Raw genomic sequence first — 25,189 nt, forward strand, 5'->3', positions numbered from 1 at the left:
AAGCGGTCGGGGTAAGAGCGAGAACCAACGCCGGGAGCGACGGAGGAGAGAGCAAGGGCGCTGGGGTGACTACACCAGCGCGCAGCGCTTTAGTTCAACGTGAAGTAGCAATCCTAATTGACGCAGAGCTTTGCGTCAATCGTATGGCGAACGAATAATCTGCTCAGGCTTTAGCTTGACAAAACAAGGATATGTGCGATGTACGCGCAGACTAAATTTGCCGGGAATTGCGTCAGCGTTGACGCTGCGCCGATGCGATGGCACGGCCGTCACGAAAGCTACGTGAATGGTCTTGCGCAACCACATTCGTTTCAGGCGCCACACGCTGTCGCCTGCCGACGGAGGGGACGTGCGCGGACTGGGCACGGTGTCTGATTTGCTCTGATGCCATACGCTATTGGCGGCCCATCCGCGAGAAATGAACGCGCGAGGTGGTCGCGCTATTCGACTGCTTTGCAGCGGAGTGCTGAGTTCCCGCTGCAAAGCGGAGAATCGGGCGAGGCGTGCTCTCTGGTCTCCTCACAAGGCAATCACGAAGAGCGAGTGGCCGTAGCGCGCTTTCTCGCCGGAGTTGGCAGGGCTGGCGGCTGCCGATTGTGATGTTGGTGCTCTCATTATGGCGACGGATGCTGGCCGGTCGAGCGTCAGCGGTGCCAAGCGGCCGCGTATGCCGTGCCCGCGCGGAGGAAAGGCTATACGGGGCGACGGAGAGCGAAATGGCACAAGGGCACCAGCGTGGCGCACACGGCGACGGCGAGCGGCAGGACGGCTGGGCTTGTATTGATCCCATGGCCGACGACGATGCCGACCAGCGCGGCGGTCGTCATTTGCGCGAAACCCATCAGCGCTGCGGCGGCGCCGGCCATCTGGGGGTAGGGCGCCAGGGCGCGGGCGCTGGCCATCGGCATCACCAGGCCGACCGACGCGGCGACGGCGAACATCGGTGCGAGGAGCGCGGTGAGCGTGTGCAGGCCGGCCAGTTCGAGGCTGAGCATGGAGAGTCCGGCGGTCGCGCCGAGGGCACCACCGAGCGCGATCAGGCGGTCGGCGCCGAGTCGGCGAACCAGGCGCCCGGCGAGCTGGGTGCCGCCGATGTAGCCCGCTACCGCACTGCTGAAACAGAGGCCGTAGGTGGTCGGAGACAGGGCAAAGCGCGCGATCAGCACGAACGACGAGCCGGAAATGAAGGCGAACAGCCCGCTGTAGGAAAAAGCGAGGGCGAGCAGGTAGCGCAGATAGGCGCGATCACCGAGCAGTCGGCTGAAGTTGCCGAAAATGCGGCTCGGGCGCGTCGCCGTCGGGTCCAGCCGGCAGTTGGTTTCGCCCAGCCAGCGCCAGACGGCCGCCGCTTGCAGGGCGGAGATCAGTGCCAGGACGACGAAGCTTGCCTGCCAGCCGAGGGCGACGGTGAGCAGACCGCCGATTGTCGGGCCGACGAGCGGCGCCAGCGCCATTGCGCCGAGGACGTAGGCAAGCACGCGCGCGGACTCAAGTGGCCCCCACGCATCGCGCACGATGGCGCGGCCGAGGACGGGTCCGGCGCAGGCGCCGAGCGCCTGGACGAAGCGGGCGGCGATGAGCTGTTCGATCGACCCGGCGCAGAGGCAGGCGATGCTGGCGAGAAAGTAGATGAGCAGTCCGGCGAGCATCAGGGGGCGGCGGCCGAAACGGTCGGAGAGTGCGCCGTAGGCGAGCTGGGCAACGGCGAAACCGGCAAGGAAGGCTGACAGCGTGAGCTGTACGCGCGCCGTGTCGCTGGCGAAGACGCTGGCCAGTGTCGGTAGCGACGGCAGGTAGAGGTCGGTCGATAGCGGGCCAAGGGCGACCAACGTGGTGACCAGCGCGGCGAGCCGCGTGGACGGTGAGCTGAGGCGACCCTCAGGCACCGGGCAGGCTATCCGGGGTACTTCTCGACGCGCTGTTCGATCGCGCCGAACAGGCTGTTGCCGTCGCGCCCGAACATCTCGATCTTCACCGTGTCGCCGAAGCGGAGGAAGGGCGTTTGCGGCTTGCCGGTCTCGATCGCTTCGTAAGTCCGCAACTCGGCCAGGCAGCAGTAGCCGACGCCGCCGTTGGCGATTGACGATCCGTACAGGCCGTTCTGCCGGTTCGACACGGTGCCGCCGCCGATGATCGAGCCGGCTTCCAGCTCGCGGGTTTTCGCTGCATGGGCGACCAGTTGCGGAAAGCTGAAGACCATGTCGGTGCCGGCATCCGGATGGCCGAACAGTGCGTTGTTCAGGTGCACGGTGAGCGGCCGGTGGACCCGGCCGTCACGCCAGTCGGCGCCGAGTTCGTCGGGGGTGATCGCCACCGGGCTGAACGCCGAGGCGGGTTTCGACTGGAAGAAGCCAAAGCCTTTGGCCAGCTCGCCGGGAATCAGGTTGCGCAAGGAGACGTCGTTGACCAGGAGCAGCAGGCGGATCGCCTTGGCCGCTTCGGCCTCGGTCGCACCCATCCTCAGGTCGCCGGTGATCACCGCCACTTCGCCTTCGAAGTCGATTCCCCAGTTCTCGTCGGCCGCCAGGATGGGGTCGTGCGGGCCGACGAAGGAATCGGAACCTCCCTGGTAGATCAGCGGGTCGGTCCAGAACTCGGGCGGCAACTCGGCGCCGCGCGCGCGCCGGACGAGTTCGACGTGATTGACGTAGGCCGATCCATCGGCCCACTGGTAGGCGCGCGGCAGCGGCGAGTGGCAGGCCGTCGGGTCGAAGCGAGCCGGGTTGTAGCAGGCGCCAAAGTTGAGCGCTTCTTCGAGGAAACGCATTTCGGGTTCGAGTTCGTCCCAGTCTTCAAGCGCCTGCTGCAAGGTAGGCGCGATCCCCGGCAAGGGGAGATAGTGGGTGAGCGCGCGATTGACCAGGACGAGCATGCCGTCACGGCCGTAGCCCTTGAGCGAGGCAAGTTTCATCGCGACCTATTCTCCAGCGTAGCTGCCGTCGTGCATCCAGCGCGCGTGCTCGGGTGCGCGACGCGTTCTTGCCCATTCGTTGAGCATGTCCCATTTCACCTCGTCGAGAAGTTGCGCCATGCGCGGCGTGCCCGTGTTGGCCGCCAGCTCCAGGCGGTGGCCGGACGGGTCGAAGAAGTAGATCGACTTGAAGATCGTGTGGTCGGTCGGGCCGACGACCGCGATGCCGTCGGCTTCGAGTCGCGCCTTGACCTGGAGCAGGACGTCGACCGAGTCGACCTCGAACGCGAGGTGTTGCGTCCACGCTGGCGTGTTCGGGTCGCGCCGCATCGCCGGTTTGCTCGGCAGCTCGAAGAAGGCCAGGATGTTGCCCTGCCCGGCGTCGAGGAAGACGTGCATGTAGGGATCGGGCTCTCCGGTCGAGGGTACCTTGTTTTCGGCAATGGCGAGGACGAAGCGCATGTCGAGATACTTGCCGTACCACTCGACCGTCTCCTTGGCATCCCGGCAGCGGTAGGCGACGTGGTGGATCTTGCGGATCAGGCTCATTTCGTTCTCCTCATACGTCCTGACGGGCGATCGCCATCGCCTCGCGCAGGACGGAAATGTCGCCGATGTGGTTGGCCAGGAGCAGGATCAGTTTGGCGTTGAGCAGCGCGCTCTGCTCGTCGCTCAGCCCGCGATGCGTCTCGATCAGTGCTTCGTAGAAGTCGTCGCCCGGCGTGTAGGCGCGCCAGTAGCGCTGACCGGGCTCGAAAAAATTGGCTTCAAGCTTGAGCGGCATGCGGCCTCCCTGGCGCTTCAGAAATGGCCGCTGGCGCGCGCCAGCGCGGTGCGCAGGCGGTTGGCGTCGAAGCTGCGCCAGCGGCCGGCGACATGCTGGTCGGGGCGGATCAGGTAGACCGTGCCGTCGCGCGCGTCGTAGCGTTCGGCGTAGCGCCCGGCGCAGTCCGCGAAAACGCGCAGGCCGCCGGCCGCGATTCCGTTCTTGGGCGAAACGACAACGACTTCGAGCGGCGGAGTGGCTTCACCCAGTTGCTTGCACTCTGCCGTTTGCGCGGCGTCGAGTGCGCTCGCATCGAGCACGTAAAGGAGCGCCTGGAAGTGCCCGCCGGTGTGGTCGAGCAGCCAGCCGTCGGCGCCGTTTACGCGCAGCGGCGCGTCGTCCAGCGCGGCGCCGGGCACCATGGCGCCGGCGAAGTCGGCGCTGTCCGCCGTGTTCAGGCGTGATTCGGTGAGGAACGCGGGCACCGAGAGGCGACCCGAATTGACCAGCGCGCGGGCGAACGCGTGCTCGCGGGCGAGCGCCAGCGTGGCGTTGCGGAAGGTCAGCGAGACCGGCGATTTGGGTGTGATGAAATCGGTCGAGCGCGTCGAGTTGAGAATGTTCTCGTCGGCGGCCAAGACGCGCTCGTCCGAGTACGTGTCGAGCAGGCTGTCCGGCGCCTGGCCGTCGAGCACCAGCCTGAGCTTCCAGCACAGGTTGTCGGTGTCCTGGATTCCCGAGTTGGCGCCGCGGGCGCCAAACGGCGAGACCTGATGCGCCGCGTCGCCGACGAAAAGCACTCGGCCGTGGCGAAACTGCTTCATCCGGCGGCACTGGAAGGTGTAGACGCTCACCCACTCCAGCGCGAATTCGCGCTCGTCGCCGAGCATCGCTCTGATTCGCGCAGTCACCTTCTCCGGCTTCTTTTCCTCTTCCGGGTCAGCCTGCCAGCCGAGCTGGAAGTCGATGCGGTAGACATTGTCGGCCTGCCGGTGCAGCAGCACCGACTGGCCGCGGTGAAACGGCGGGTCGAACCAGAACCAGCGTTCGCGCGGGAAGTCGGCCTTCATCACGACATCGGCGATCAGGAAACGATCGAGGAAGACCTGGCCTTCCATTTCCAGGTTCATCAACTGGCGGATCGTCGAGCGCGCGCCGTCGGCGGCGATCAACCAGTCGGCAGCCAGCGTATACAAGCCATCCGGCGTCGACACCTGCAGCCGCACGCCGTCGTCGCCGGGCTGCAGGGCGACGACCTTGTTGCGAAAGCGCAGGTCGAGCGTGGGCAACTGCCTGGCCCGCTTGATCAGGTATTCCTCGAGGTAGTACTGCTGCAGGTTGATCATGCCCGGGCGCTGGTGATCAGGCTGCGGCAGCAGGTTGAAGTGGTAGACCTCGTGCTCGCGAAAGAACGTCCGACCGACGTTCCAGCTCACTCCCTTGGCCACACAGTCGGCACCGACCGCCAGGCGGTCGAGGATTTCAAGCGTACGTTTGGCGTAGCAGACGCCGCGCGAGCCGAATGAAACAGTATCGTCGTCGTCGAGCAGAACGACCGCTACGCCCGCTTGCGCCAGATCGATCGCCGCTGCCAGGCCAACCGGCCCGGCGCCGACGACCACTACCGGATGGCGGCGCGCCGCGCCGTCGTGCCGTTCGGGTGGGGTAAGGTATGCGTACCTGGGGTAGGTGTAGGTGCCCGCCATCTGTCGTCTTCCGCTGCTCGTCACCAGCGCCACCGCCTAGCTGTCCTGCAGCGCGTGCCACATCGCCTTGTCGCGTTCGGCCGTCCAGATGCGCGGATGCTTGATTCCGCTCGCCTCGTCGAACGCGCGGCTGACGTCGAACGGCAGGCAGTGTTCGTAAATGAAGACGTGGCCGAACTTCGCGTCCATCGCCAGGCGCGTGTGGGCCATCGCCTGCTTCAGGCTCATCCCCTGCGCCACCGCCTCCTTGGCCGCCGTGAGCAGCGTACACACGAAGTCGCGCGTGTACGCCAGGCCTTCGGCGACGCGCTCGGCGCCAAGCAGCGCCGGCCCGCGCCCGGGTACCAGCTTGTCGGCGCCCAGCGCAGCCAGCGCGTCGAGCGTCGCCGGCCACTCGGCAAGCTGTGCGTCGCCGGTGTAGCAGGCTGCCTCGGCCTCGACCAGGTCGCCGGAGAAGAGGACTCTCTCGGACGGAATCCAGACGACGGTGTCGCCGCGGGTATGGCCGGGGCCGATATGCATGATCTTCACTTCCAGATCCTGGCCCATCCAGAGCGTAACCGCTTGCTCGAAGACCAGCGTCGGCCAGGTCAGACCGGGGATCGAGGCAAAATTCTGGAACAGGCGCGGAAACCGCTCGTACTCGGACTGCATGTCCTGCGCACCGCGTTCGACGATCATTTCGTAGGTGCCGCGGCTGGCGATGATTTCCTGCATGCCGGCCGCCTGGTAGCCGCTCGCACCCAGCACACGCACGGCGTGGTAGTGCGAGAGGACGACGTACTTGATCGGCAGCTCGCTCACCTTTCTGATTTCGGCGATCAGCTTCTGTGCCATGACGGGCGTCGCCAGCGCATCGCAGATCAGGACTGCCTTTTCGCCGATGACGACACCGGTGTTGGGATCACCTTCAGCGGTATAGGCCCAGCAGTGCGCCGATAGCTGCGTGAAGCGGGTTTTTTTGACCTCGGTGTCGGCGACTGATGCGAATTGCCTGCTCATGCGTCGTGCTCCTTCATTTTCGTCCCGCCGAACTGGCCTGCGGCCGGCGGCTCGATCGCTGATCAACCCTTCCCACCAGGCAAGTTCGGGCGTTCACACCGGCTTTCATGCCACGCTCTGTGCCCCGGCGATCAGGTCTGACCAAGCGAGCGTCTGCGGCCCGGATGGATCTCGCCGCGCTGGCAGGCGGTGGACGAGCACCCGGACCCCAAGCGCCCGTGCCCTGGCGATCGAGCATACCGTATTTCGGGGCTTGAAGAATACAAATGGGATTGATATGGATAAAAATAGCCGCTTGGCAAGCGGCTTCGTTTGCCGCGCTGCGACGCTACCCGAAGACTTGCTACCTGCTTGCTGGATCACTCCAGGTTCTGCACCTGCTCGCGCATCTGCTCGATCAGCAGCTTGAACTCGATGGCCGTTTGCGAAACCTCCGCAACCAGCGACTTGGACGCCAGCGTATTCGCTTCACGGTTCAGCTCCTGCATCAGGAAATCGAGCCGCTTGCCGCTTGCCCCGCCAGCCGCCAGGACGCGCTCGACCTCGTCGAGGTGGGCGGCCAGTCGAGTCAGTTCCTCGGCGACATCGATCCGCGCGGCAAAGAAAGCCACTTCCTGGCGCATGCGCTCGCCATCGGCCGCCTCGACAACCTCCAGCAGACGCTGCCTGAGCCGTTCGGCGAAAGCGGCCTGGGCCTCGGGAATGCGCGGTTCCACTTCGCGCAACAAGGTGCGCATGCGCCCGACGCGCTGGCTCAGCGCCTCGGCCATCTTCTCGCCTTCGCGCGCCCGACAGGCGTTGAGTTCGTCCAGTGTATCGGCGGCGAGCGCCAGACAGACGGGAGCAATCGCTGCCAGATCAAGGGTGTCGTCGCCGAAAACCCCTGGCCAGCGTAAGACGTCAGCGACGCTCAGCGGTGTGGCCAGCGGCAGGACGTTGCGCACGCGCTGCTCGTAGGATCGCAAACGATCGAGCACATCAGCGTTGAGTGTCGCCGACGCTCCGCCGCCCGCTCCGCTGGCAAAACTCACGCGGCATTCAAGCTTGCCGCGCGTCAAGCGGGCGCCGACCAGCTCGCGCAGCGCCGGCTCGACCAAGCGCAGTTCGTCACAGACACGGAAGAGGCAATCGAGGTACCGTGAGTTGACGCTTTTCAGCTCGACATGAATGACGCCGCCCTGTACAGCGCGGGTCTTCGCGGCATAGCCGGTCATACTGTAAATCATCGGGATTCCTGACTCTTGCAAGGTTGGCAATGACAAGCAGCTTTACAGCCGCCCCCGAAAAACCGGACAATGCCTGAAAAAGGTCAATGATAGCTTTGACGCCAATGGTGCAACAAGCGAACCACCCTCTTCCAGCCGGTTTCAAGCTCGACGAATACAGCATTGAGCAACAACTGTCGCTGGGTGGCTTTTCGATCGTCTATCTTGCCACGGATTCACGTGGCAAGCGCGTGGCCATCAAAGAGTATCTGCCAAACACGCTGGCGCTGCGCGGCGAAGGACGCACCTCGCCGATCATCGCCGAGGATCACCTGCCCGCCTTCCGCTACGGAATGAAGTGCTTTTTCGAGGAAGGGCGGGCTCTCGCCGGCCTGTCGCACCCGAACGTCGTGCGCGTGCTGAATTTCTTTCGGGCCAATGAGACGGTCTACATGGTGATGGAGTACGAACACGGACGAACGCTGCAGGAGATCATTCAAAAAAACCGGGCGAGCGTTACCGAGAACTTCATCCGCAACGTGTTTACCAAGATGCTCAATGGCTTGCGCGAGGTGCACTCGCGTCGCCTGCTGCATCTGGACCTCAAACCGGCAAACATCTACATGCGCAACAACCACGTGCCGGTGCTCATCGATTTCGGTGCAGCGCGTCAGACGCTGGCGTGCGACACACCGATGCTGAAGCCAATGTATACCCCGGGATTCGCCTCGCCAGAGCACTACAGTCATCGAGATCTGCTCGGCCCGTGGAGCGACATCTACAGCGTCGGCGCTTCAATGTACGCCTGTATCGCTGGCGGCACGCCGCAACCCGCCGACAGCCGCCTGGAGAAGGACCGTCTGGCGCCCGCCATGGTACGCTGGGAGGGTCAGTACTCCGACCAACTGCTGGAAACGATCGATTGGTGTCTGTGCCTCAACCATCGCTACCGCCCGCAAAGCGCCTTTGCCCTGCAGAAAGCGCTCACCGAACCGGTCGTCCTGCCGCAGCCGCAGCCAAAGGAGACATGGCTGACCCAGGTCGTAGGTAAACTGAGAAAAATGAAGAGCGAATGAAATTCACCATCTATCAGGAAACGCGTACCGGCAAGCGCAACAACAACGAGGACCGGCTGGCACACTGCTATTCACGCGACGCCTTGCTGATGGTCGTCGCCGACGGCATGGGGGGCCACTATTTCGGCGAAGTTGCGGCGCAGATTGCCGTCCAGACGCTGACCGAGGCATTTCAGCGCGAGTCGAAGCCGCGCCTGCGCGACCCTTTCCTTTTCCTGCAGAAAGGTATGCTCAACGCGCATCGCGCCATCCTCGACTTTGCCGGGCGACATCAACTAAAGGACTCGCCGCGCACGACCTGCATCGCCTGCATCGTGCAGAGCAATGTCGCCTACTGGGCCCACTCCGGCGACTCGCGCCTCTACCTGATACGTGCTGGGCGCGTGCTGACGCGCACCAAGGACCACTCGCGGGTCCAGATTCTGGTCGATCAGGGCCTGATCAGCGAGGAACAGATGGCCGGGCACGTCGACCGGAACAAGATTTTCGGTTGCCTGGGTGGCCAGCAATCGCCGGAAATCGAGTTTTCGCGCAAGACGACGCTGGAAGCCGGCGATATCATCGTGCTGTGCACCGACGGCGTATGGAGCGGCTTGTCGGGTGATCTGCTTGCCCGCTCGCTGCATACGGCGAACCTGATGCGCAGCATTCCGGTCCTGCTCAACCAGGCCGAAACGCGCAGCGGACTGCATGCGGACAATCTTTCGATCATCGCCGTCCGCTGGGAAGACACCTACATCGATGAAAGCAGCGGCGGCAGCAGCATCGTGTCGACAAAAACCATGCCGCGCGACACGGTGACGACGCGTCTGAGCGAATTCGGACGAGCGCCGAACCAGAAAAGCGAACTGACCGACGACGAAATCGAAAACGCGATCGAAGAAATCAGAACCGCGATCCAGAAATTCTCCCGGTAGAAAGACAGCGTGCGCCCCAGTCAACGTCAGCCCTCGCAGCTCCGCCCGGTTCGCATCACGCGCCGATTTACCTGCCACGCCGAAGGTTCGGTGCTGATCGAGGTCGGCGACACCCGGGTACTGTGCACTGCCAGTGTTGAGGACGTGCTACCTGCCTTCCTGCGTGGCAAGGGGCAGGGCTGGGTAACCGCCGAATACGGCATGCTGCCGCGCGCGACGCACACGCGATCCGGACGCGAGGCGACCAAAGGCAAGCAGAGTGGCCGCACGCAGGAGATTCAGCGCCTGATCGGGCGTGCACTACGCGCGGTGATCGACCTGAAAGCGCTCGGCGAACGCCAGATCACGCTCGACTGCGATGTCCTGCAAGCCGACGGCGGAACACGCTGCGCGTCGATCACCGGCGCTTGGCTGGCGCTCGACGACGCGTGTCGACACCTGCTCAGCCTCGGCAAGCTGAGCGAAAATCCAATCCGCGACCAGGTTGCCGCCGTTTCGGTTGGCATCTACGATGGCCGGCCGGTGCTCGACCTCGACTACGCCGAGGACAGCGCTTGCGAAACCGACATGAACGTCGTCATGACGGGCCGCCAGGGCATCGTCGAGGTCCAGGGGACGGCCGAAGGAGACCCCTTCTCGCGTCAACAGTTGAATCAGTTGCTCGATCTCGCGGCCAGCGGAATCAACGAGCTTTTCGACCACCAACGTCGGGCACTTGCGCAATGAAACTCGTCCTTGCTTCGAACAACTCCAGGAAGCTGCGTGAACTTGATGCCATTCTGGCACCGCTGGGCTGGACGCTCGTCCGGCAAGGCGAGCTTGACATTCCGGAAGCCGCGGAACCGCACTGCACCTTCGTCGAGAATGCGCTCGCCAAAGCCCGCCAGGCGGCACGCCTGAGCGGCTTGCCGGCGCTCGCCGACGACTCCGGTCTCTGCGTAGACGCGCTCGGCGGTGCGCCTGGCGTGCAGTCGGCGCGTTACGCCGGCGAACCGCGGACTGACGAACGCAACAATGCCCGATTGCTCAGCGATCTTGCCGCGCTGCCCGCCGGCACGCCACGCAGCGCCCGCTTCGTCGCACTGATCGTTTTCGTGCGGCACGCCGACGACCCACAGCCGATCATCGCCGAAGGCGAATGGCCGGGCGAGATTCTCGCCGCGCCGCGCGGCGACGACGGCTTCGGTTACGATCCGGTCTTTTTCCTGCCCGAACTCGGCAAGACCGCAGCCGAACTCGACGCGGCCGAGAAGAACCGGCGCTCGCACCGCGGCCAGGCTCTTGCCCGCCTGGTCGAGCGTCTGCGCAGCGTGCGCCGATGACAGGGCGCCCGACGCGTCCCGTCATTCCACTCCACCTCCAGGCACACTCCGCGTCGCCCGACCAGGTCAGCGGATCGCGACACCTGGCGCCAGTCCCGCTCGCGCTCTACGTTCACTTTCCCTGGTGCCTGCAGAAATGCCCTTACTGCGATTTCAACTCGCACGCCTGGCCGGCCGGCTCGGGCGGCTCGGCGCTTCCTGAACAGGATTACGTCGCTGCTTTGCTGACCGACCTCGAGCAGGCCCTGCCGCTGATCTGGGGCCGTCGCGTCGACAGCATCTTCTTCGGTGGCGGAACGCCCAGCCTGCTCTCGGCAGCCGCCGTCGAGACACTGCTCGGCGGACTGCGCAGCCGCCTGAGGCTGCTGCCGAACGCCGAAATCACGCTGGAAGCCAACCCGGGAACCGTTGACGCGGCGAAGTTCGCGGCCTATCGCGCCGCCGGCGTCAATCGGCTATCGCTCGGCATTCAGAGTTTCGCCGACGAACAACTGCTTGCCCTCGGACGCATCCACAACGGCGAACAGGCAAGACGGGCCATCGAAACCGCCGCCCTGCACTTCGACAACTTCAATCTCGACCTGATGTACGGACTGCCCGGGCAAACGCTCGACCAGGCGATGGCCGATCTGCGCACGGCGCTCGCCTATGCGCCGCCGCATCTGTCGTGCTATCAACTGACGATCGAACCCAATACTGCTTTCGCTGCCCGCCCGCCGGAACTGCCCGAGGCCGACGCTTGTGCCGACATGCAGGATGCGATTGAAGGCGAGCTGGCCGCCGCCTACGTCCACTACGAAACCTCGGCCTTCGCGCGCCGCGGCAAAGAGTGCCGGCACAATCTGAACTACTGGCACTTCGGTGACTATCTGGGCATCGGCGCCGGTGCGCACAGCAAACTCACGCTGCCTGAGCGCATCCTTCGACAGATGCGCTGGAAGCAGCCGCAGACCTACCTCGCACGGGTCGCCGCGGGCAAGTCGGTACAAGAGGAACACGCCATTTCGCCCGCCGATCTGCCGGTCGAATTCATGATGAACGCGCTGCGTCTGCTCGGCGGCTTCGAGGCGCAGTTGTTCGAAGCACGCACCGGTCAGCCGCTGACGCAGATCGCAGCCGCCCTGCAGCACGCCGAAAGGGCCGAGCTACTCGAGCGCAACGGGTGGCACATCGCGCCTACCGATCGCGGGCGGCGTTTTCTCAACCGCCTTCTCGCCGCCTTTCTGCCGAGCCAAGCGTAGAGCGCCGCGCTTTGCGCCCTACCGGCCATGCGCGCGACCCCGCCGGCCTGAGCCGAGCGCGCGCATGCTTCATCCCGCTTGCATTTCGGGAAGTGGCGTATAGACTACCTGCGGTGTGCCATCCAGACGAGTGGCCGGCGCCCCTGTCCAGCCATCGCCAAGCGGCCGCTGCCGCTGTTGGCTGGTGCGCACCGGCCCTACGCGGCGGCGCCGACGAACCGCAAGGCCGTCGCCGCGAGTTCGCCAGCGGGGCTATCCGAGGGCTGCACCAGGTAGCGATCATGATTGTTTACCGGCCGACGCCGGGATATCGGGCGCTTGATCGTTGCCGCAGGTGAATGCAGTTGCGCAAGCACCTGCGATCCGCCGACCGCCTGCCGCGCTAGAGGAGGAGATGTCATGACCGATCATTCGATCACGCTTGACGACCGCTATACGGCCACCTCGGGCCGCGTTTTCCTGACCGGCACGCAGGCGCTTGTCCGCCTGCCGATGTTGCAGCGCCAGCGCGACCTCGCCGCCGGATTGAATACGGCAGGCTTCGTTTCGGGCTACCGCGGCAGCCCGCTGGGGTCGGTAGACCAGGCCTTCTGGCGCGCCCAGCAACATCTTGAAGCGGCCAACATCGTCTTCCAGCCCGCCGTCAATGAGGATTTGGCGGCGACCGCGGTCTGGGGAACGCAGCAGATCAAACTCTTCCCCGGCGCCAGATACGACGGCGTCTTCGCCATGTGGTACGGCAAGGGACCGGGCGTCGATCGTTGCGGCGACGTCTTCCGGCACGCCAACGCGGCCGGAACGGCCAAGCTCGGCGGCGTTCTGGTGATCGCCGGCGACGACCACGCCGCCAAGTCCTCGACGCTGCCGCACCAGACCGAGCATGTATTCAAGGCGGTGATGATGCCGGTGCTCTACCCGGCCAACCTGCAGGAGTATCTCGACTACGGCCTGCACGGCTGGGCGATGAGCCGCTACTCGGGCTGCTGGGTGGTGATGAAGGCGCTCGCCGACACCGTCGAAACGTCGGCTTCGGTGAGCATCGATCCGCTCTCGCCGGCGATCCGCCTGCCGGATGATTTCGCCATGCCGGCGAATGATCCGAACGGGTTGAACATCCGTTGGCCGGACCCGCCCTTGCAGCAGGAAGCGCGCCTGATCAACAGCAAGCTCTACGCCGCGCTGGCCTATTGCCGCGCCAACCGGCTGAATCGGATCGTCATCGATAGCAACGACCCGGCAAGCCCGGCGCGTCTGGGAATCATCACCGCCGGCAAAGCGTATCTCGACGTTCGCCAGGCGCTCGACGAACTGGGCATCGACGAGGAACTGGCGGCGCAGATCGGTCTGCGCGTCTACAAGATCGGCATGGTCTGGCCGCTCGAAGCCGACGGCGTGCGCCGCTTTGCCGAAGGCCTGGAAGAGATCCTCGTCGTCGAGGAAAAGCGGCAACTGCTCGAGTATCAGCTCAAGGAGGAACTCTACAACTGGCGCGAAGATGTTCGCCCGCGCGTCGTCGGCAAGTTCGACGACAAGGGCGAGTGGTCGCTGCTGCCGACCGGCAGCGGCCACCTGACGCACGGCGACTGGCTGCTGCCGGCGGCCGGCGAGTTGTCGGTGGCCCAGGTGGCGCGCGCGCTCGCCGCGCGTATCGGCCGCTTCTTCACCTCGCCGACGATCGCAGCCAGGATGGCGCTGATCGAAGCCAAGCAAAGGGCGCTGAGCCCGGCCAGCGGGCCGATGACCGGCAGCAGTGGTCTACCGATTCAACGGATACCCTATTTCTGCTCGGGCTGTCCGCACAATACCTCGACGCACGTCCCCGCCGGCTCCCGCGCCGTCGCCGGCATCGGCTGTCACTACATGGTCACCTGGATGGACCGCAACACGGCGACCTTCACGCACATGGGCGGCGAAGGCGTTACCTGGGTCGGACAGGCGCCGTTCTCGAACGAAAAGCACGTCTTCGCCAACCTCGGCGACGGCACCTATTTCCACTCCGGTCTGCTGGCGATTCGCCAGGCGGTCGCTGCCGGCGTTTCGATCACCTACAAGATCCTCTACAACGATGCGGTCGCGATGACCGGTGGCCAGCCGGTCGACGGCAGCCTGAGCGTGGGGCAATTGACCCGCCAACTGGCGGCCGAAGGCGTCGGGAAGATCGTCATCGTTACCGACGAACCCGAGTACTACGCCGAGCTGAATGATCTGGCGCCGCACACGCCGGTTCATCATCGCCGCGAGCTTGACGCCGTGCAGCGCGAGTTGCGCCGCCATGCCGGCGTTTCGGCGCTGATCTACGCGCAGACCTGCGCCACCGAGAAGCGCCGCCGCCGCAAGCGCGGCAAGCTCGCTGACCCGCCGCGCCGCGTCTTCATCAATCCGGCGGTGTGCGAAGGCTGCGGCGACTGCAGCGTGCAATCGAACTGCCTGTCGGTGGTTCCGCTCGATACCGAGTTTGGTCGCAAGCGGGCGATCGATCAGTCGTCGTGCAACAAGGATTTCTCGTGCCTGAACGGCTTCTGTCCCAGTCTGGTGACCGTCGAAGGCGGCCGACTGCGTGCCGGAAAGGCAATCGACTCTGGCCAGGGCGATCTCGGCGAACTGCCCGCACCGCCGCTGCCCGACACGAAAAAGCCGTTCAACATCCTGCTCACCGGCGTTGGTGGCACCGGCATCGTCACCCTCGGCGCCGTCCTCGGCATGGCCGCCCACCTCGATGGAAAGGGCGTTTCCGTTCTCGACATGACCGGCCTGGCGCAGAAGTTCGGCGCCGTCTTCGCCCACCTGCGCATCGCCGACCGGCCGGAAGACCTGCACGCTGCGCGCATTGCCACCGGCGAGGCGGACGCCCTGATCGGTGGCGATCTGGTCGTCGCGGCCAGCCCCGAAGCGCTGTCGAAAGTCGTCGCCGGCAAGACGCGCGCGGTCGTCAACGTCGCCGAAACACCCACCGCCGACTTCACGCGCAACCCCGACTGGCAGTTTCCGCAGGCGCAGTTGCGCGCACTGCTCGACGATACCTGCGGCCCGGGCCAGACACTCTTCCTGGACGCGGCCGACCTGGCTCGCCGCCTGCTCGGCAACACGATCTACACCAATCTGTTCATGCTCGGAGTGGCCTGGCAGCGCGGCCTGGTGCCGGTCTCGCTGGCCGCACTTGAAAAGGCGATCGAACTCAACGGCACGGCCACCGAGCGCAACCGTGAAGCCTTCGTCTGGGGCCGCTGGGCGGCACACGATGGCGACCGCGTACGCCGCCTGAGCGAGCCCGAGGCGATGCAAACAGCGGACGGACAAGGTCCGTTGGACACGCTGGCGGAGATTGTCCGGCGGCGGCGCGAAGCGCTCGTTGCCTACCAGAATGTGCGTTACGCCGAGCGCTACAGCGCGCTGCTCAGCCGGGTGCGACAGGTGGAGGCGGCCGCTGGTCGTCAGTCGAGCACGCTCGCCGAGGCGGTCGCGCGCAACTACTACCAGCTGCTGGCGTACAAGGACGAATACGAAGTAGCGCGCCTGCATAGCGACGCAGCTTTCCACGAGCAGTTGCGCGCCGAATTTGAAGGCGACTTCAGCCTGCACTTTCATCTTGCCCCGCCGCTCTTCGCCCGCCCCGACCGCGTCACCGGCAGGATTGAAAAGCGCGCCTACGGTCCGTGGATGCTGCGTGCCTTTGCCCTGCTACGGCACCTCAAGTTCCTGCGTGGAACGTTCTTCGACCCCTTCGCACGCAGCGCCGAACGCCGTCTGGAGCGGCAGTTGCTGGCCGAGTACGAGGCCGACATCGAACTCATCGTGCAAAAGTTGACGCCGGGCGACGAACCGACGCTCAACGCGGCGATCGAGCTGGCCAGCCTGCCCGAAAAGATTCGCGGCTTTGCGCACGTCAAGGCCAAGGCCGCCGAGCAGACGCGCGAGCGACGAGCAACGCTACGCCAGATCCTCCTTGCCAATGCCGCAAGCTGACGAGACGCCGCCGCCGACGCACGGTGATGCGCCCGGTGAGCCTGCTGCCAACGACCCGCCTGCGACCAGCCCACATCTGCGTCAGCTTGCCTTGCAGGCGGCCGCTGCGTTTGCCGTCCTTTCGCTCGCCTGGCCGTACTACGGCATCCGCGGCGAAGCGCTACCGTGGCCAGCGACCGCGTACGCGATGGGTGGTGTCGCCGGATTGCTCGCGGTACTGACCCGTCAGCCGTGGTGGTGGTGGCTGATCCATCTGGCCTTTGCGCCGCTCGCTTGGAGCGTTGCCCGCCTGGACATCGACCCGGGCTGGTTTCTGTTGCTTTTCATCGGCCTGTTGCTGGTCTATCGCGGGGCGCTGAGCGGGCAGGTACCGCTCTACCTGTCGAACGCGCAGACCGCTGCCGTGCTCGACGAGCTGACGCAGGACATCGGCGCTTTGCGCTTCGTCGACCTGGGCGCCGGAATCGGCAGCGTCGTTCGGCAGCTCGCGCGCACGCGCCCGACAGCCCACTTCACCGGCGTCGAGAACGCGCCGGCCAGCTGGCTGATCGGCCGCCTGCGCACGCGCGGCCTGGCCAACTGCCATTGGCTCTGGGGCAATTTCTGGCAGACGCGACTGGACGACTTCGATGTCGTCTACGCTTTCCTTTCGCCAGCACCGATGGCCGCCCTCTGGGAGAAGGCACAGCGCGAAATGCGGCCAGCCAGCCTGCTGATCAGCAACAGTTTCCCTGTCCCCGGGGTAGCGGCGACGAACGTCGTCGCGGTCGCCGACGGCCGCCAGACGCAGCTCTACTGCTATCGCCTGCCCGGCGCACCACCTGCTGCCGAGTCGAACGAGACCAGCGTGCCGGCTCAGTAGACGCGGTAGGTTCCCGGCGGAGGCGGATACACTACCACCGGCGGCGCATAGCGCGGTGGCCGCGGCGGCGCAACGTAAACCGGTGCCGGAGCATAGACCGCGCCGTACGCCGGCGCATACACCGGTGGTGGTGGTGGTGGCGGCTCGACATAGACCGGGCGTGGCGGCGGACCCTGAGTCGAGGCGGCGATCCCGACCGCGATCCCGGTCAGCGCAAGGATCGCCAAAGGGGCCACCCAGCGGTCATTGCGCTCGTGCCGCCACCGGTGATGGTGGCGTTCCGCGTTCGCATCGTAGCCGCGTTGCCGCCCGAAGTCGTCGCGGTACGCGTACCGGTCGGCCAGAGCCGGAGTGGAGAAGCCGAGTGCGAGACTCAGCGCCAGGCAGAGGGAGGTCGTGGTCGTTTTCATGAGCAGAATAACGACTCCCAGCACTCCCCGATGACTTCCGGCTCGACCCTGATGGTAAGCATTTGTAACCGGCAGAGCCCTACTCCGCGGCGCGGCTCACCCGCGTAGACGCGCTGGCCGGCTTCGCTCGAGCGTCGTTCCATCGCCCGCTCGCGAGTCGTCGGCCGAACCGTGCACGCATCAGTCTTTCTCCTTGCCCTTGTCTTTATCCTTGTCTTCCGACGTTCCTGCCACCGCCTTGACGCCCGCAGCCGCAACATCGACCGTCGTTTCGACGACCTTTGCTCCCACCTTGACGGTTGTCGCGACCACGGTCACCGCAGCATCGGCAACCGCAACGACGGAGCAGCCGGCGACGAGCAGCGAGAGCAGCGGAGTGTACAAAAGGGGTCGCATCAGAGTCTCGCCGAGGGTGTTGACCAGGCAAGTGTATCCTGTCTGCCAGCAGTGGTCGATGCCTGCTGGTCGACCATGCTCCGCAGGCAGTTGAGCCAGTACCAACAACTGGCGACCCACCCGCGGCGCTCAGCGCACGCACGCATGCAATTCCTTGATCGACGCTTCCTGGCCGGCAAGACAACGGAAAACGTCCTGACAGCGAAATCACGGCGATCGCGGGTCAGGCATTGGTGCACTGCAGCTTGCAATCGCCTGCAGCCGGCGTTAGGGTCGCGATCCGGAATCATGCGGCGTCGAGTCGGACTATCAGCAGATCGTCCGCGATGACTTGATGATCACCCCACTCGGGCGGCGTAAGGCAAGACCAGGCGAGCGGCCGGTCAGTGCACTGCTCTGTTGGTTGGGGCAGAACCCTGTGTTTCCCTAGTCGAACTTACTTAAGAAAGCCGATCGTGCTCAGCGGGCGCCCAGGTACCACCCCACCTCGATTTTCGAGCGCCGGCACGGCGCGACCTGCCCTGCCTTGTCTCACCGCGTCGGAACGAACGAAGCGGCCCGCGCCTGCGCGCAGCCTCGTCAGCGGACGACGACCTGAATAACCACCCCAATAAAAGGAGGAAACGCATGAACAAGCACATCCTGGCCGCCAGCATTGGTCTATTCGCCCTCGCCGGCAGCCCGGCCTGGGCCGACCATCTGGTCGCGATCGCCGGACCGATGACCGGACAGTATGCCTCGGCCGGCGATCAGATCCGCAAAGGCGCCGAGCTGGCGATTGCCGAGATCAATGCCAAAGGTGGCGTCCTTGGCCAGAAACTCAAGCTGGAGGTCGGTGACGACGCGTGTGACCCGAAGCAGGCCGTTTCCGTCGCCAATACGATGGTCAACAAGAAGATCGTCTTCATGCATGGCCACTGGTGTTCGAGTTCGACGATTCCCGCGTCCGACGTCTATAACGAGGCGCAAATTCCGATGGCCACGGTGTCGACCAATCCGCAGGTCACCGAGCGCGGCCTGAAGAACATCTTCCGGATCATGGGCCGCGACGACCAGCAGGGTCTGGTCGCCGGCACTTATCTGGCCGAGACTTTCAAGGGCAAGAAGATCGCCGTCGTCGATGACAAGAGCGCCTATGGCAAGGGACTGGCCGACGAGATTGCCAAGGCGATGGAGGCCAAGGGTGCCAAACCGGCCCTGCGCGAAGCGATTACCGCCGGCGAGAAGGACTATTCCGGGCTGGTCAGCAAGCTCAAGTCGGCCGGAGTCGAAGTCATGGCCTTTGGTGGTTACCACACTGAAGTAGCGCTGATCCTGCGCCAGGCACAGCAGGCTGGTCTGAAGTTGACGGTGATGGGCGGCGACACGATGACCAACTCGGAACTGGTCAGCGCGGCCGGCCCGGCAGTCGATAACGTCATGTTTACGTTCGCCCCGGACCCGCGCAAGAACCCCGCAGCCGCCGCCGTGGTCAAGAAGTTCCGCGACGCCAAGGTCGAACCCGAGGGCTACGTCATGTACGCCTACGCCGCCATGCAGCTCTTCGCGCAAGCGGCTGACAAGGCCAAGAGCACCAAGTACGCTGATCTCGAGAAGACGATTCGCAATGGCAGTTTCGATACGGTCATCGGCAAACTGAGCTTTGATGCCAAGGGCGATAACAAATTGCCCGGCTTCATGGTCTATCAATGGAAGGGCGGCCAGTACGATTACGTGAAGAAATAAGCCGCCGGAGCGGACGGCGCGGCAGGCCGACCGGCGCTGCCTCGCTGATCCGAAAGCGGTGTTGGCAGCCTGCCACGCACGCTGCCAACACCGCTCCCACCAACCTTCGCGCGGCCTTTCCCGGCCGCCTTGCCGACTGGAGCCCGCGATGAACCCCGCTGACCCCCACGCGCTGCGCCGGCGTTTGCGCGAATACCATCGCGGCGACGAAGCCACCGTCGTCGATGAACTCATCGCGCTGGCCCGTTTCTCGCCTTCCGAAGAGGACGGCATCACGCACCGCGCCACCCCGCTCGTCCAGACGGTACGCGAAAGCCGACTGCAGACGGGCGGTATCGACGCCTTTCTCGCCACCTACGACCTTTCGTCGCGCGAAGGCGTCGTCCTCATGTGCCTGGCCGAGGCGCTGTTGCGCATTCCGGACGCGGAAACCGTCGACCGCTTGATTCGCGACAAGATCGGCAGCACCGAGTGGGAGAGGCGGCTCGGTGCTTCGCACAGCACCTTCGTCAATGCCGGCACCTGGGCCTTGATGCTCACCGGACGCATCGTCAAGCTGGGCAACGACGACACCAACCTGAGCGGAACGCTCAAGCGCCTGGTGGCGCGCGCTGGCGAGCCGGTGATCCGCCAGGCGGTAACCACCGCGATGCGCATCCTTGGCCGCCAATTCGTCATGGGACGCAATATCGACGAAGCAATCGAGCGTGCGCGCAGCGCCGAAAAGTCCGGTTACCGGCACTCCTACGACATGTTGGGCGAGTCGGCACGGACCAGCGCCGACGCGCTACGCTACTTCGAATCGTACAGCAAGGCGATCGCCGCCATTGGTCGGGCGGCGGGCGGCCGCTCGGTGTTCGCCGCACCGTCGATCTCGATCAAGCTCTCGGCGCTGCATCCGCGCTACGAAGTCGCGCAGGAAGAGCGCGTGCACCGCGAACTCTTGCCCGCCATCAAGGCGCTCGCGCTGCGCGCCAAGGCGCGCAATATCGGTTGCACGATCGACGCCGAGGAGAGCGACCGCCTGGAGCTGTCGCTCGACCTGATCGAAGCACTCGCCATGGACAGCGAACTGGCCGGCTGGGACGGTCTCGGGCTCGCCGTACAGGCCTATCAGAAGCGTGCGCTGCCGCTCATCGACTGGCTGGCCGATCTGGCGCGGCGCGCCGATCGACGCCTGATCGTGCGCTTGTGCAAAGGCGCCTACTGGGACGCCGAGATCAAGCTGGCGCAGGAGCGCGGCCTCGCCGACTACCCGGTGTTCACGCGCAAGGTGGCGAGCGACGTCTCGTATCTGGCGTGTGCCCGCCGGCTGTTTGCCGATCCGCGCGCCTTCTATCCCGCCTTTGCCACGCACAACGCGCACACGCTGGCCGCGGTAGCCGAGATCGCAATCAGCGCCGGCGGCAGCGACGAATGGGAGTATCAGCGCCTGCACGGGATGGGCGAGGAACTCTACGATCAGGTCGTCGGTGAAGACCGCGCGGGTCATGCCTGCCGGGTGTACGCGCCGGTGGGCAGCCATGAGGATCTCCTCGCTTACCTGGTGCGTCGGCTGCTTGAGAACGGCGCCAACTCCTCTTTCGTCAACCGGATTGCCGATGCCGAATTGCCGATCGCTGCGCTGATCGCCGACCCGGTCGGCAAGGCGGCCGCCCTCGCGGTCAAACGACAGACGCGGATTCCCTTGCCGCGTGCGCTTTTCGGCGCCGAACGGGCGAACAGTGAAGGACTCGACATGAACGACAAAGCGACTCTGCAAGACCTGGTGAGTGCCATCGAACGCAGCCGGCGCATCCTGTACATCGCCGAGCCGTTGATCGGCGGGCACACCACCAGGCACGCCAGCCGACCCGTGCCGTCGCCGGCGGATCGGCGCGACACGGTCGGGCAGGTCAGCGAAGCAACCCTCGCCGACGTTGCACGCGCCTACGAAACGGCCATTGCAGCGTTTCCCGGGTGGAGTAACACGCCAGCCGAAAAGCGTGCGGCAGCACTCGACGGCGCGGCCGACCGGCTGCAGGGCCGCTTGCCGGAACTTATCGCGCTGATCGTTCGCGAAGGCGGTCGAACGCCCGCCGATGCCCTCTCCGAAGTGCGTGAAGCGATTGATTTTTGTCGTTACTACGCGGGCGAGGCGCGCGCCAGGCTGGCCCAGCCGATAGTCCTGCCCGGCCCGACCGGCGAACGCAACAGCCTGTCACTGCACGGACGTGGCGTCTTCGTCTGCATCAGCCCATGGAACTTCCCGCTCGCCATTTTCGTCGGCCAGGTCGCGGCAGCGCTGGTCGCCGGCAACTGCGTGCTCGCCAAACCGGCCGAGCAGACGCCGCTGGTCGCTGCTCTGGCGATCGAGCTGCTGCACGCCGGCGGCGTCCCGACTGAAGTCCTGGCTTTCCTGCCCGGCGACGGACGCATCGGGGCTGCCCTGGTCGAACATCCGGCGTGCGCCGGCGTCGCGTTCACCGGCTCGACCGAAGTGGCGCGCCTGATTTCCCGCGCGCTGGCCGCCAAGGACGGCCCGCTGGTGCCGCTGATCGCCGAAACGGGCGGCCAGAACGCGATGATCGCCGATTCGTCGGCGCTGCCCGAGCAGGTCGTGCGCGACGCCGTCGCTTCGGCGTTCAACTCGGCCGGACAGCGCTGTTCGGCGCTGCGCGTGCTTTTCGTCCAGGCCGACATCGCCGACCGGGTCATCGCCATGCTCGCTGGCGCGATGCAGGAACTGCGCGTCGGCAATCCGACCGATCTGGCGACCGATGTCGGCCCGGTGATCGACCAGGCGGCGCGCGAACTGCTCGTCGCCCATACCCGGCGCCTGGATAGTTTCGCGCTGCCCATCCACACCTGCGCGCTGGACGACGAAGCAACCCGTCACGGCACCTTTTTCGCCCCGCGCGCCTACGAAATCGATAGCCTGACGCGGCTCGAGCGCGAGATCTTCGGCCCTATCCTGCACGTCATCCGCTGGCGCGGCGAAGAACTTGATCAAGTCTGCGCCGCCATCGCCGCCACCGGCTACGGCCTGACGCTGGGTGTGCACAGCCGGATCGACGAAACGATAGAGCGCATCGCCAGCCGCCTGCCGGTGGGCAACGTCTACGTCAACCGGAACATGATCGGCGCCGTCGTCGGCGTACAGCCTTTCGGTGGGCAAGGCCTCTCGGGTACCGGGCCGAAGGCCGGCGGACCACACTACCTTTACCGCTTTGCGACCGAGCGTACGCGCTCGGTCGATACGACTGCCGCCGGTGGCAATGCCGGCCTGATGGCGCTCGACCAGAACGAAGAATAAGCCGACGACGCCGGCAGCAACGCTGGCGCGACAGCCGGCGGCGCGATGGGCGTACGACGGTGAACGGAACAGGAAGGACACGAGGAGGAGGAAAAATGGCTCTCGCACTGCAGCAACTGATCAATGGGCTGACGCTGGGTGCTGTCTATGGCCTGATCGCGATCGGCTACACGATGGTCTACGGCATCATCGGCATGATCAACTTCGCGCACGGCGACATCTACATGGTCAGCGCGTTCATTGCGATTAGCGTGTTTACCCTGCTCGCGACCTTCGGCATCAGTTCGGTGCCACTTTCCCTGCTCGTCGTGCTGCTCGTCGCCGTCCTGTTTACCTCGGTCTATGGCTGGACGGTCGAGCGGACCGCCTACCGACCGCTGCGCGGCTCGACCCGGCTGGCACCGCTGATCTCGGCCATCGGTATGTCGATCTTCCTGCAGAACATGGTTCAGCTCACCCAGGGGGCGCGCGTCAAACCGATCGCACCGGTCCTCGTCGGCGGCGTCGATCTGCTCACCGTCGACGGCTTCACCGTTCATCTGGCGTATTCGCAGGTACTGATCATCGTCGTCACCGTCACCCTGATGGCCGCCTTCACCTGGCTGATCACGCGCACCTCGTTCGGCCGCCAGCAGCGTTCGTGCGAACAGGACCGGACGATGACCGCCCTGCTCGGCATCAACGTCGACCGCACGATCTCGCTTACTTTCATGCTCGGCGCGGCGCTGGCGGCGGTCGCTGGCGTCATGGTGACCGTCTATTACGGCGTGGTCGATTTCTTCATCGGCTTCGTTGCCGGAATCAAGGCCTTTACCGCGGCGGTTCTCGGCGGCATCGGCTCACTGCCCGGCGCGATGCTCGGCGGCTTGCTGATCGGCCTGATCGAAGCCTTCTGGGCGGCCTACCTGTCGGCCGAATACAAGGACGTGGCCACCTTCAGCATCCTGATCCTGGTCCTCATGTTTCGTCCCTCGGGCCTGCTCGGCCGGCCGGAAGTGGAGAAGGTCTGATGAGCGCCCTGGTCTTCGCCCAGCAACCGGTCTCCTTCGCCGAACGGCTGCGTGACGCCGCCGCCACCGCCTTCATCGCGCTCCTCCTCGGCGTCCCGATGATCGGCCTGACCACCGTCGATCAAGGCGGCGCACTACGCATCGCGACGCGCTGGCCAGCCTTGTTCGCCTTCGTCGGCGTCTGTTTCGCCGGCCGCCTGCTGCTGCGTTGGGGCATCGACTACTGGCGCGCGCAGCGCCAGTCCGCAGCGCGCGCAGCGAGTGCCGCGAGCGCCGAGCAGCAGCCGGCAACCAGTCTGCTGCTGCGCCGGGCAGGCTGGCTGGCTCTCCTCGTCGCACTCGTTCTGCCGATCGTCTTCGCCGACAATCGCTATGTCGTCGACACGGCAACGACGGTGCTCATCTACGTCATGCTCGGCTGGGGGCTGAACGTCGTCGTCGGCCTCGCCGGCCTGCTCGACCTCGGTTACGTCGCCTTTTACGCGGTCGGCGCCTACACTTACGGACTGCTCGCGACGCAGTTCGGATGGGGTTTCTGGCAGGCACTGCCGGTGGCCGGGGCGATGGCGGCGACCTTCGGCATCGTGCTCGGCTGGCCGACGCTGCGCCTGCGCGGCGACTATCTGGCGATCGTCACGCTGGGCTTCGGCGAAATCATCCGCGTCATCCTGGTCAACTGGACCGAAATGTCGGGCGGTCCGAACGGCATCACGTCGATTCCCCGTCCGTCGTTCTTCGGCCTGCCGTTCAAGCCGCCGGGCGACGAGCCGACGTTCGCCTCGTTCTTCGGTCTCGAATACTCGCCGCACCAGCGCATCATCTTTCTCTATTACCTGATTCTGGCGCTCGCGCTGCTCACCAACCTGTTCGTCTCGCGCCTGCGCAAGCTGCCCATCGGGCGTGCCTGGGAGGCCATGCGTGAAGACGAAATCGCCTGCAAGGCGATGGGCATCAACGCGCGTAACGTCAAGCTCTCGGCCTTCGCGCTCGGCGCCATGCTGGGTGGCTTCGCCGGCGTCTTCTTCGCCGCCCGGCAAGGCTTCATCTCACCCGAGTCGTTCACTTTCAACGAGTCGGCGATCATCCTGGCGATCGTCGTCCTCGGCGGCATGGGCAGCCAGCTCGGCGTCGTCCTCGCCTCGCTCGTCCTCGTCCTGCTGCCCGAGCTTGGGCGCGATTTCGCGGAATACCGCATGCTCCTCTTCGGTGCCGCGATGATCCTGATCATGATCTGGAAGCCGGGCGGAATCCTGGCCCGACGCGAACCGACGCTGGCTTACCGCAGCGCAGAGGCCGGGCGATGAACGCGGCCGCCAACGCAACGCCCGTCGCGCGCGCGGCGAATCCGGTCGACGGTGCGCAACCCCTTCTCCGCGTCGACC

Annotated in this window: 20 protein-coding genes; 11 read left to right on the forward strand and 9 right to left on the reverse strand. The window is 65.4% G+C overall.

Annotated elements, in window-relative coordinates:
* Positions 1–692: 692 nt before the first annotated feature.
* The 7 genes from Q1L59_RS05615 to Q1L59_RS05645 form a co-directional block, all read right to left on the reverse strand.
* On the reverse strand, positions 693–1,886 hold the full coding sequence (locus Q1L59_RS05615; protein ID WP_300329269.1) for a multidrug effflux MFS transporter: 1,194 nt from the start codon (positions 1,884–1,886) through the stop codon (positions 693–695).
* Positions 1,887–1,894: 8 nt separating this feature from the next.
* A complete protein-coding gene (locus Q1L59_RS05620) occupies positions 1,895–2,911 on the reverse strand; it encodes a fumarylacetoacetate hydrolase family protein (protein ID WP_300329272.1) in 1,017 nt (338 codons plus the stop codon).
* Between the two features lie 6 nt (positions 2,912–2,917).
* The gene (locus tag Q1L59_RS05625) at positions 2,918–3,460 is read right to left on the reverse strand and encodes a VOC family protein (protein ID WP_300329275.1); all 543 of its coding nucleotides are present in this window, start codon (positions 3,458–3,460) and stop codon (positions 2,918–2,920) included.
* Positions 3,461–3,470: 10 nt separating this feature from the next.
* Complete coding sequence (locus tag Q1L59_RS05630) at positions 3,471–3,695, reverse strand: DUF2783 domain-containing protein (RefSeq protein WP_300329278.1); 225 nt, start codon at positions 3,693–3,695, stop codon at positions 3,471–3,473.
* 17 nt (positions 3,696–3,712) lie between these two features.
* Positions 3,713–5,383, reverse strand: coding sequence for an FAD-dependent oxidoreductase (locus Q1L59_RS05635; RefSeq protein ID WP_300329280.1), 1,671 nt, complete (start codon positions 5,381–5,383; stop codon positions 3,713–3,715).
* Positions 5,384–5,419: 36 nt separating this feature from the next.
* Complete coding sequence (locus Q1L59_RS05640) at positions 5,420–6,385, reverse strand: MBL fold metallo-hydrolase (protein ID WP_300329283.1); 966 nt, start codon at positions 6,383–6,385, stop codon at positions 5,420–5,422.
* A 359-nt stretch (positions 6,386–6,744) separates the two neighbouring features.
* Complete coding sequence (locus Q1L59_RS05645) at positions 6,745–7,611, reverse strand: YicC/YloC family endoribonuclease (RefSeq protein ID WP_300329285.1); 867 nt, start codon at positions 7,609–7,611, stop codon at positions 6,745–6,747.
* Positions 7,612–7,715: 104 nt separating this feature from the next.
* Here Q1L59_RS05645 and Q1L59_RS05650 point away from each other — a divergent pair, with 104 nt between their 5' ends.
* The 7 genes from Q1L59_RS05650 to Q1L59_RS05680 all read left to right on the forward strand — a co-directional run bounded on the left by Q1L59_RS05650 (position 7,716) and on the right by Q1L59_RS05680 (position 16,971).
* Positions 7,716–8,666 (forward strand): serine/threonine-protein kinase, encoded by a 951-nt coding sequence (locus Q1L59_RS05650; protein ID WP_300329866.1) that lies wholly within the window; start codon positions 7,716–7,718, stop codon positions 8,664–8,666.
* Positions 8,663–9,583: a PP2C family serine/threonine-protein phosphatase gene (locus Q1L59_RS05655; RefSeq protein ID WP_300329288.1), complete on the forward strand. Its 921-nt coding sequence runs from the start codon at positions 8,663–8,665 to the stop codon at positions 9,581–9,583. Before Q1L59_RS05650 ends, Q1L59_RS05655 begins: the two co-directional genes overlap by 4 nt.
* A gap of 9 nt (positions 9,584–9,592) precedes the next feature.
* Positions 9,593–10,309 (forward strand): ribonuclease PH, encoded by a 717-nt coding sequence (gene rph / locus Q1L59_RS05660; RefSeq protein WP_300329291.1) that lies wholly within the window; start codon positions 9,593–9,595, stop codon positions 10,307–10,309.
* Positions 10,306–10,905, forward strand: coding sequence for an RdgB/HAM1 family non-canonical purine NTP pyrophosphatase (rdgB, locus tag Q1L59_RS05665; RefSeq protein WP_300329294.1), 600 nt, complete (start codon positions 10,306–10,308; stop codon positions 10,903–10,905). Before rph ends, rdgB begins: the two co-directional genes overlap by 4 nt.
* Entirely contained in the window at positions 10,902–12,146 is a 1,245-nt protein-coding gene (hemW, locus tag Q1L59_RS05670) for a radical SAM family heme chaperone HemW (RefSeq protein WP_300329297.1), read from the forward strand. Before rdgB ends, hemW begins: the two co-directional genes overlap by 4 nt.
* A gap of 399 nt (positions 12,147–12,545) precedes the next feature.
* The gene (locus tag Q1L59_RS05675) at positions 12,546–16,109 is read left to right on the forward strand and encodes an indolepyruvate ferredoxin oxidoreductase family protein (protein ID WP_300329300.1); all 3,564 of its coding nucleotides are present in this window, start codon (positions 12,546–12,548) and stop codon (positions 16,107–16,109) included.
* Positions 16,096–16,971, forward strand: coding sequence for a class I SAM-dependent methyltransferase (locus Q1L59_RS05680; RefSeq protein ID WP_300329303.1), 876 nt, complete (start codon positions 16,096–16,098; stop codon positions 16,969–16,971). The genes Q1L59_RS05675 and Q1L59_RS05680 overlap by 14 nt, the downstream gene beginning before the upstream one ends.
* Here Q1L59_RS05680 and Q1L59_RS05685 read toward each other — a convergent pair.
* Complete coding sequence (locus tag Q1L59_RS05685) at positions 16,965–17,381, reverse strand: hypothetical protein (RefSeq protein WP_300329306.1); 417 nt, start codon at positions 17,379–17,381, stop codon at positions 16,965–16,967. The genes Q1L59_RS05680 and Q1L59_RS05685 overlap by 7 nt on opposite strands.
* 180 nt (positions 17,382–17,561) lie before the next feature.
* Positions 17,562–17,777, reverse strand: coding sequence for a hypothetical protein (locus tag Q1L59_RS05690; protein WP_300329309.1), 216 nt, complete (start codon positions 17,775–17,777; stop codon positions 17,562–17,564).
* Positions 17,778–18,404: 627 nt separating this feature from the next.
* Here Q1L59_RS05690 and Q1L59_RS05695 point away from each other — a divergent pair.
* From Q1L59_RS05695 to livM, 4 genes are all read left to right on the forward strand, one after another.
* Complete coding sequence (locus Q1L59_RS05695) at positions 18,405–19,502, forward strand: branched-chain amino acid ABC transporter substrate-binding protein (RefSeq protein ID WP_300329311.1); 1,098 nt, start codon at positions 18,405–18,407, stop codon at positions 19,500–19,502.
* A 148-nt stretch (positions 19,503–19,650) separates the two neighbouring features.
* Positions 19,651–22,797: a bifunctional proline dehydrogenase/L-glutamate gamma-semialdehyde dehydrogenase PutA gene (putA, locus tag Q1L59_RS05700; RefSeq protein WP_300329314.1), complete on the forward strand. Its 3,147-nt coding sequence runs from the start codon at positions 19,651–19,653 to the stop codon at positions 22,795–22,797.
* Between the two features lie 95 nt (positions 22,798–22,892).
* On the forward strand, positions 22,893–23,807 hold the full coding sequence (locus Q1L59_RS05705) for a branched-chain amino acid ABC transporter permease LivH (protein ID WP_300329317.1): 915 nt from the start codon (positions 22,893–22,895) through the stop codon (positions 23,805–23,807).
* Positions 23,807–25,111 carry a high-affinity branched-chain amino acid ABC transporter permease LivM gene (gene livM, locus Q1L59_RS05710; RefSeq protein WP_300329320.1) on the forward strand — a complete coding sequence of 435 codons (1,305 nt, stop codon included), beginning with the start codon at positions 23,807–23,809 and terminating at the stop codon, positions 25,109–25,111. Before Q1L59_RS05705 ends, livM begins: the two co-directional genes overlap by 1 nt.
* Positions 25,112–25,189 lie beyond the last annotated feature (78 nt).

It is taken from the genome of Accumulibacter sp. (genome assembly GCF_029255125.1).
Classification (GTDB): domain Bacteria; phylum Pseudomonadota; class Gammaproteobacteria; order Burkholderiales; family Rhodocyclaceae; genus Accumulibacter.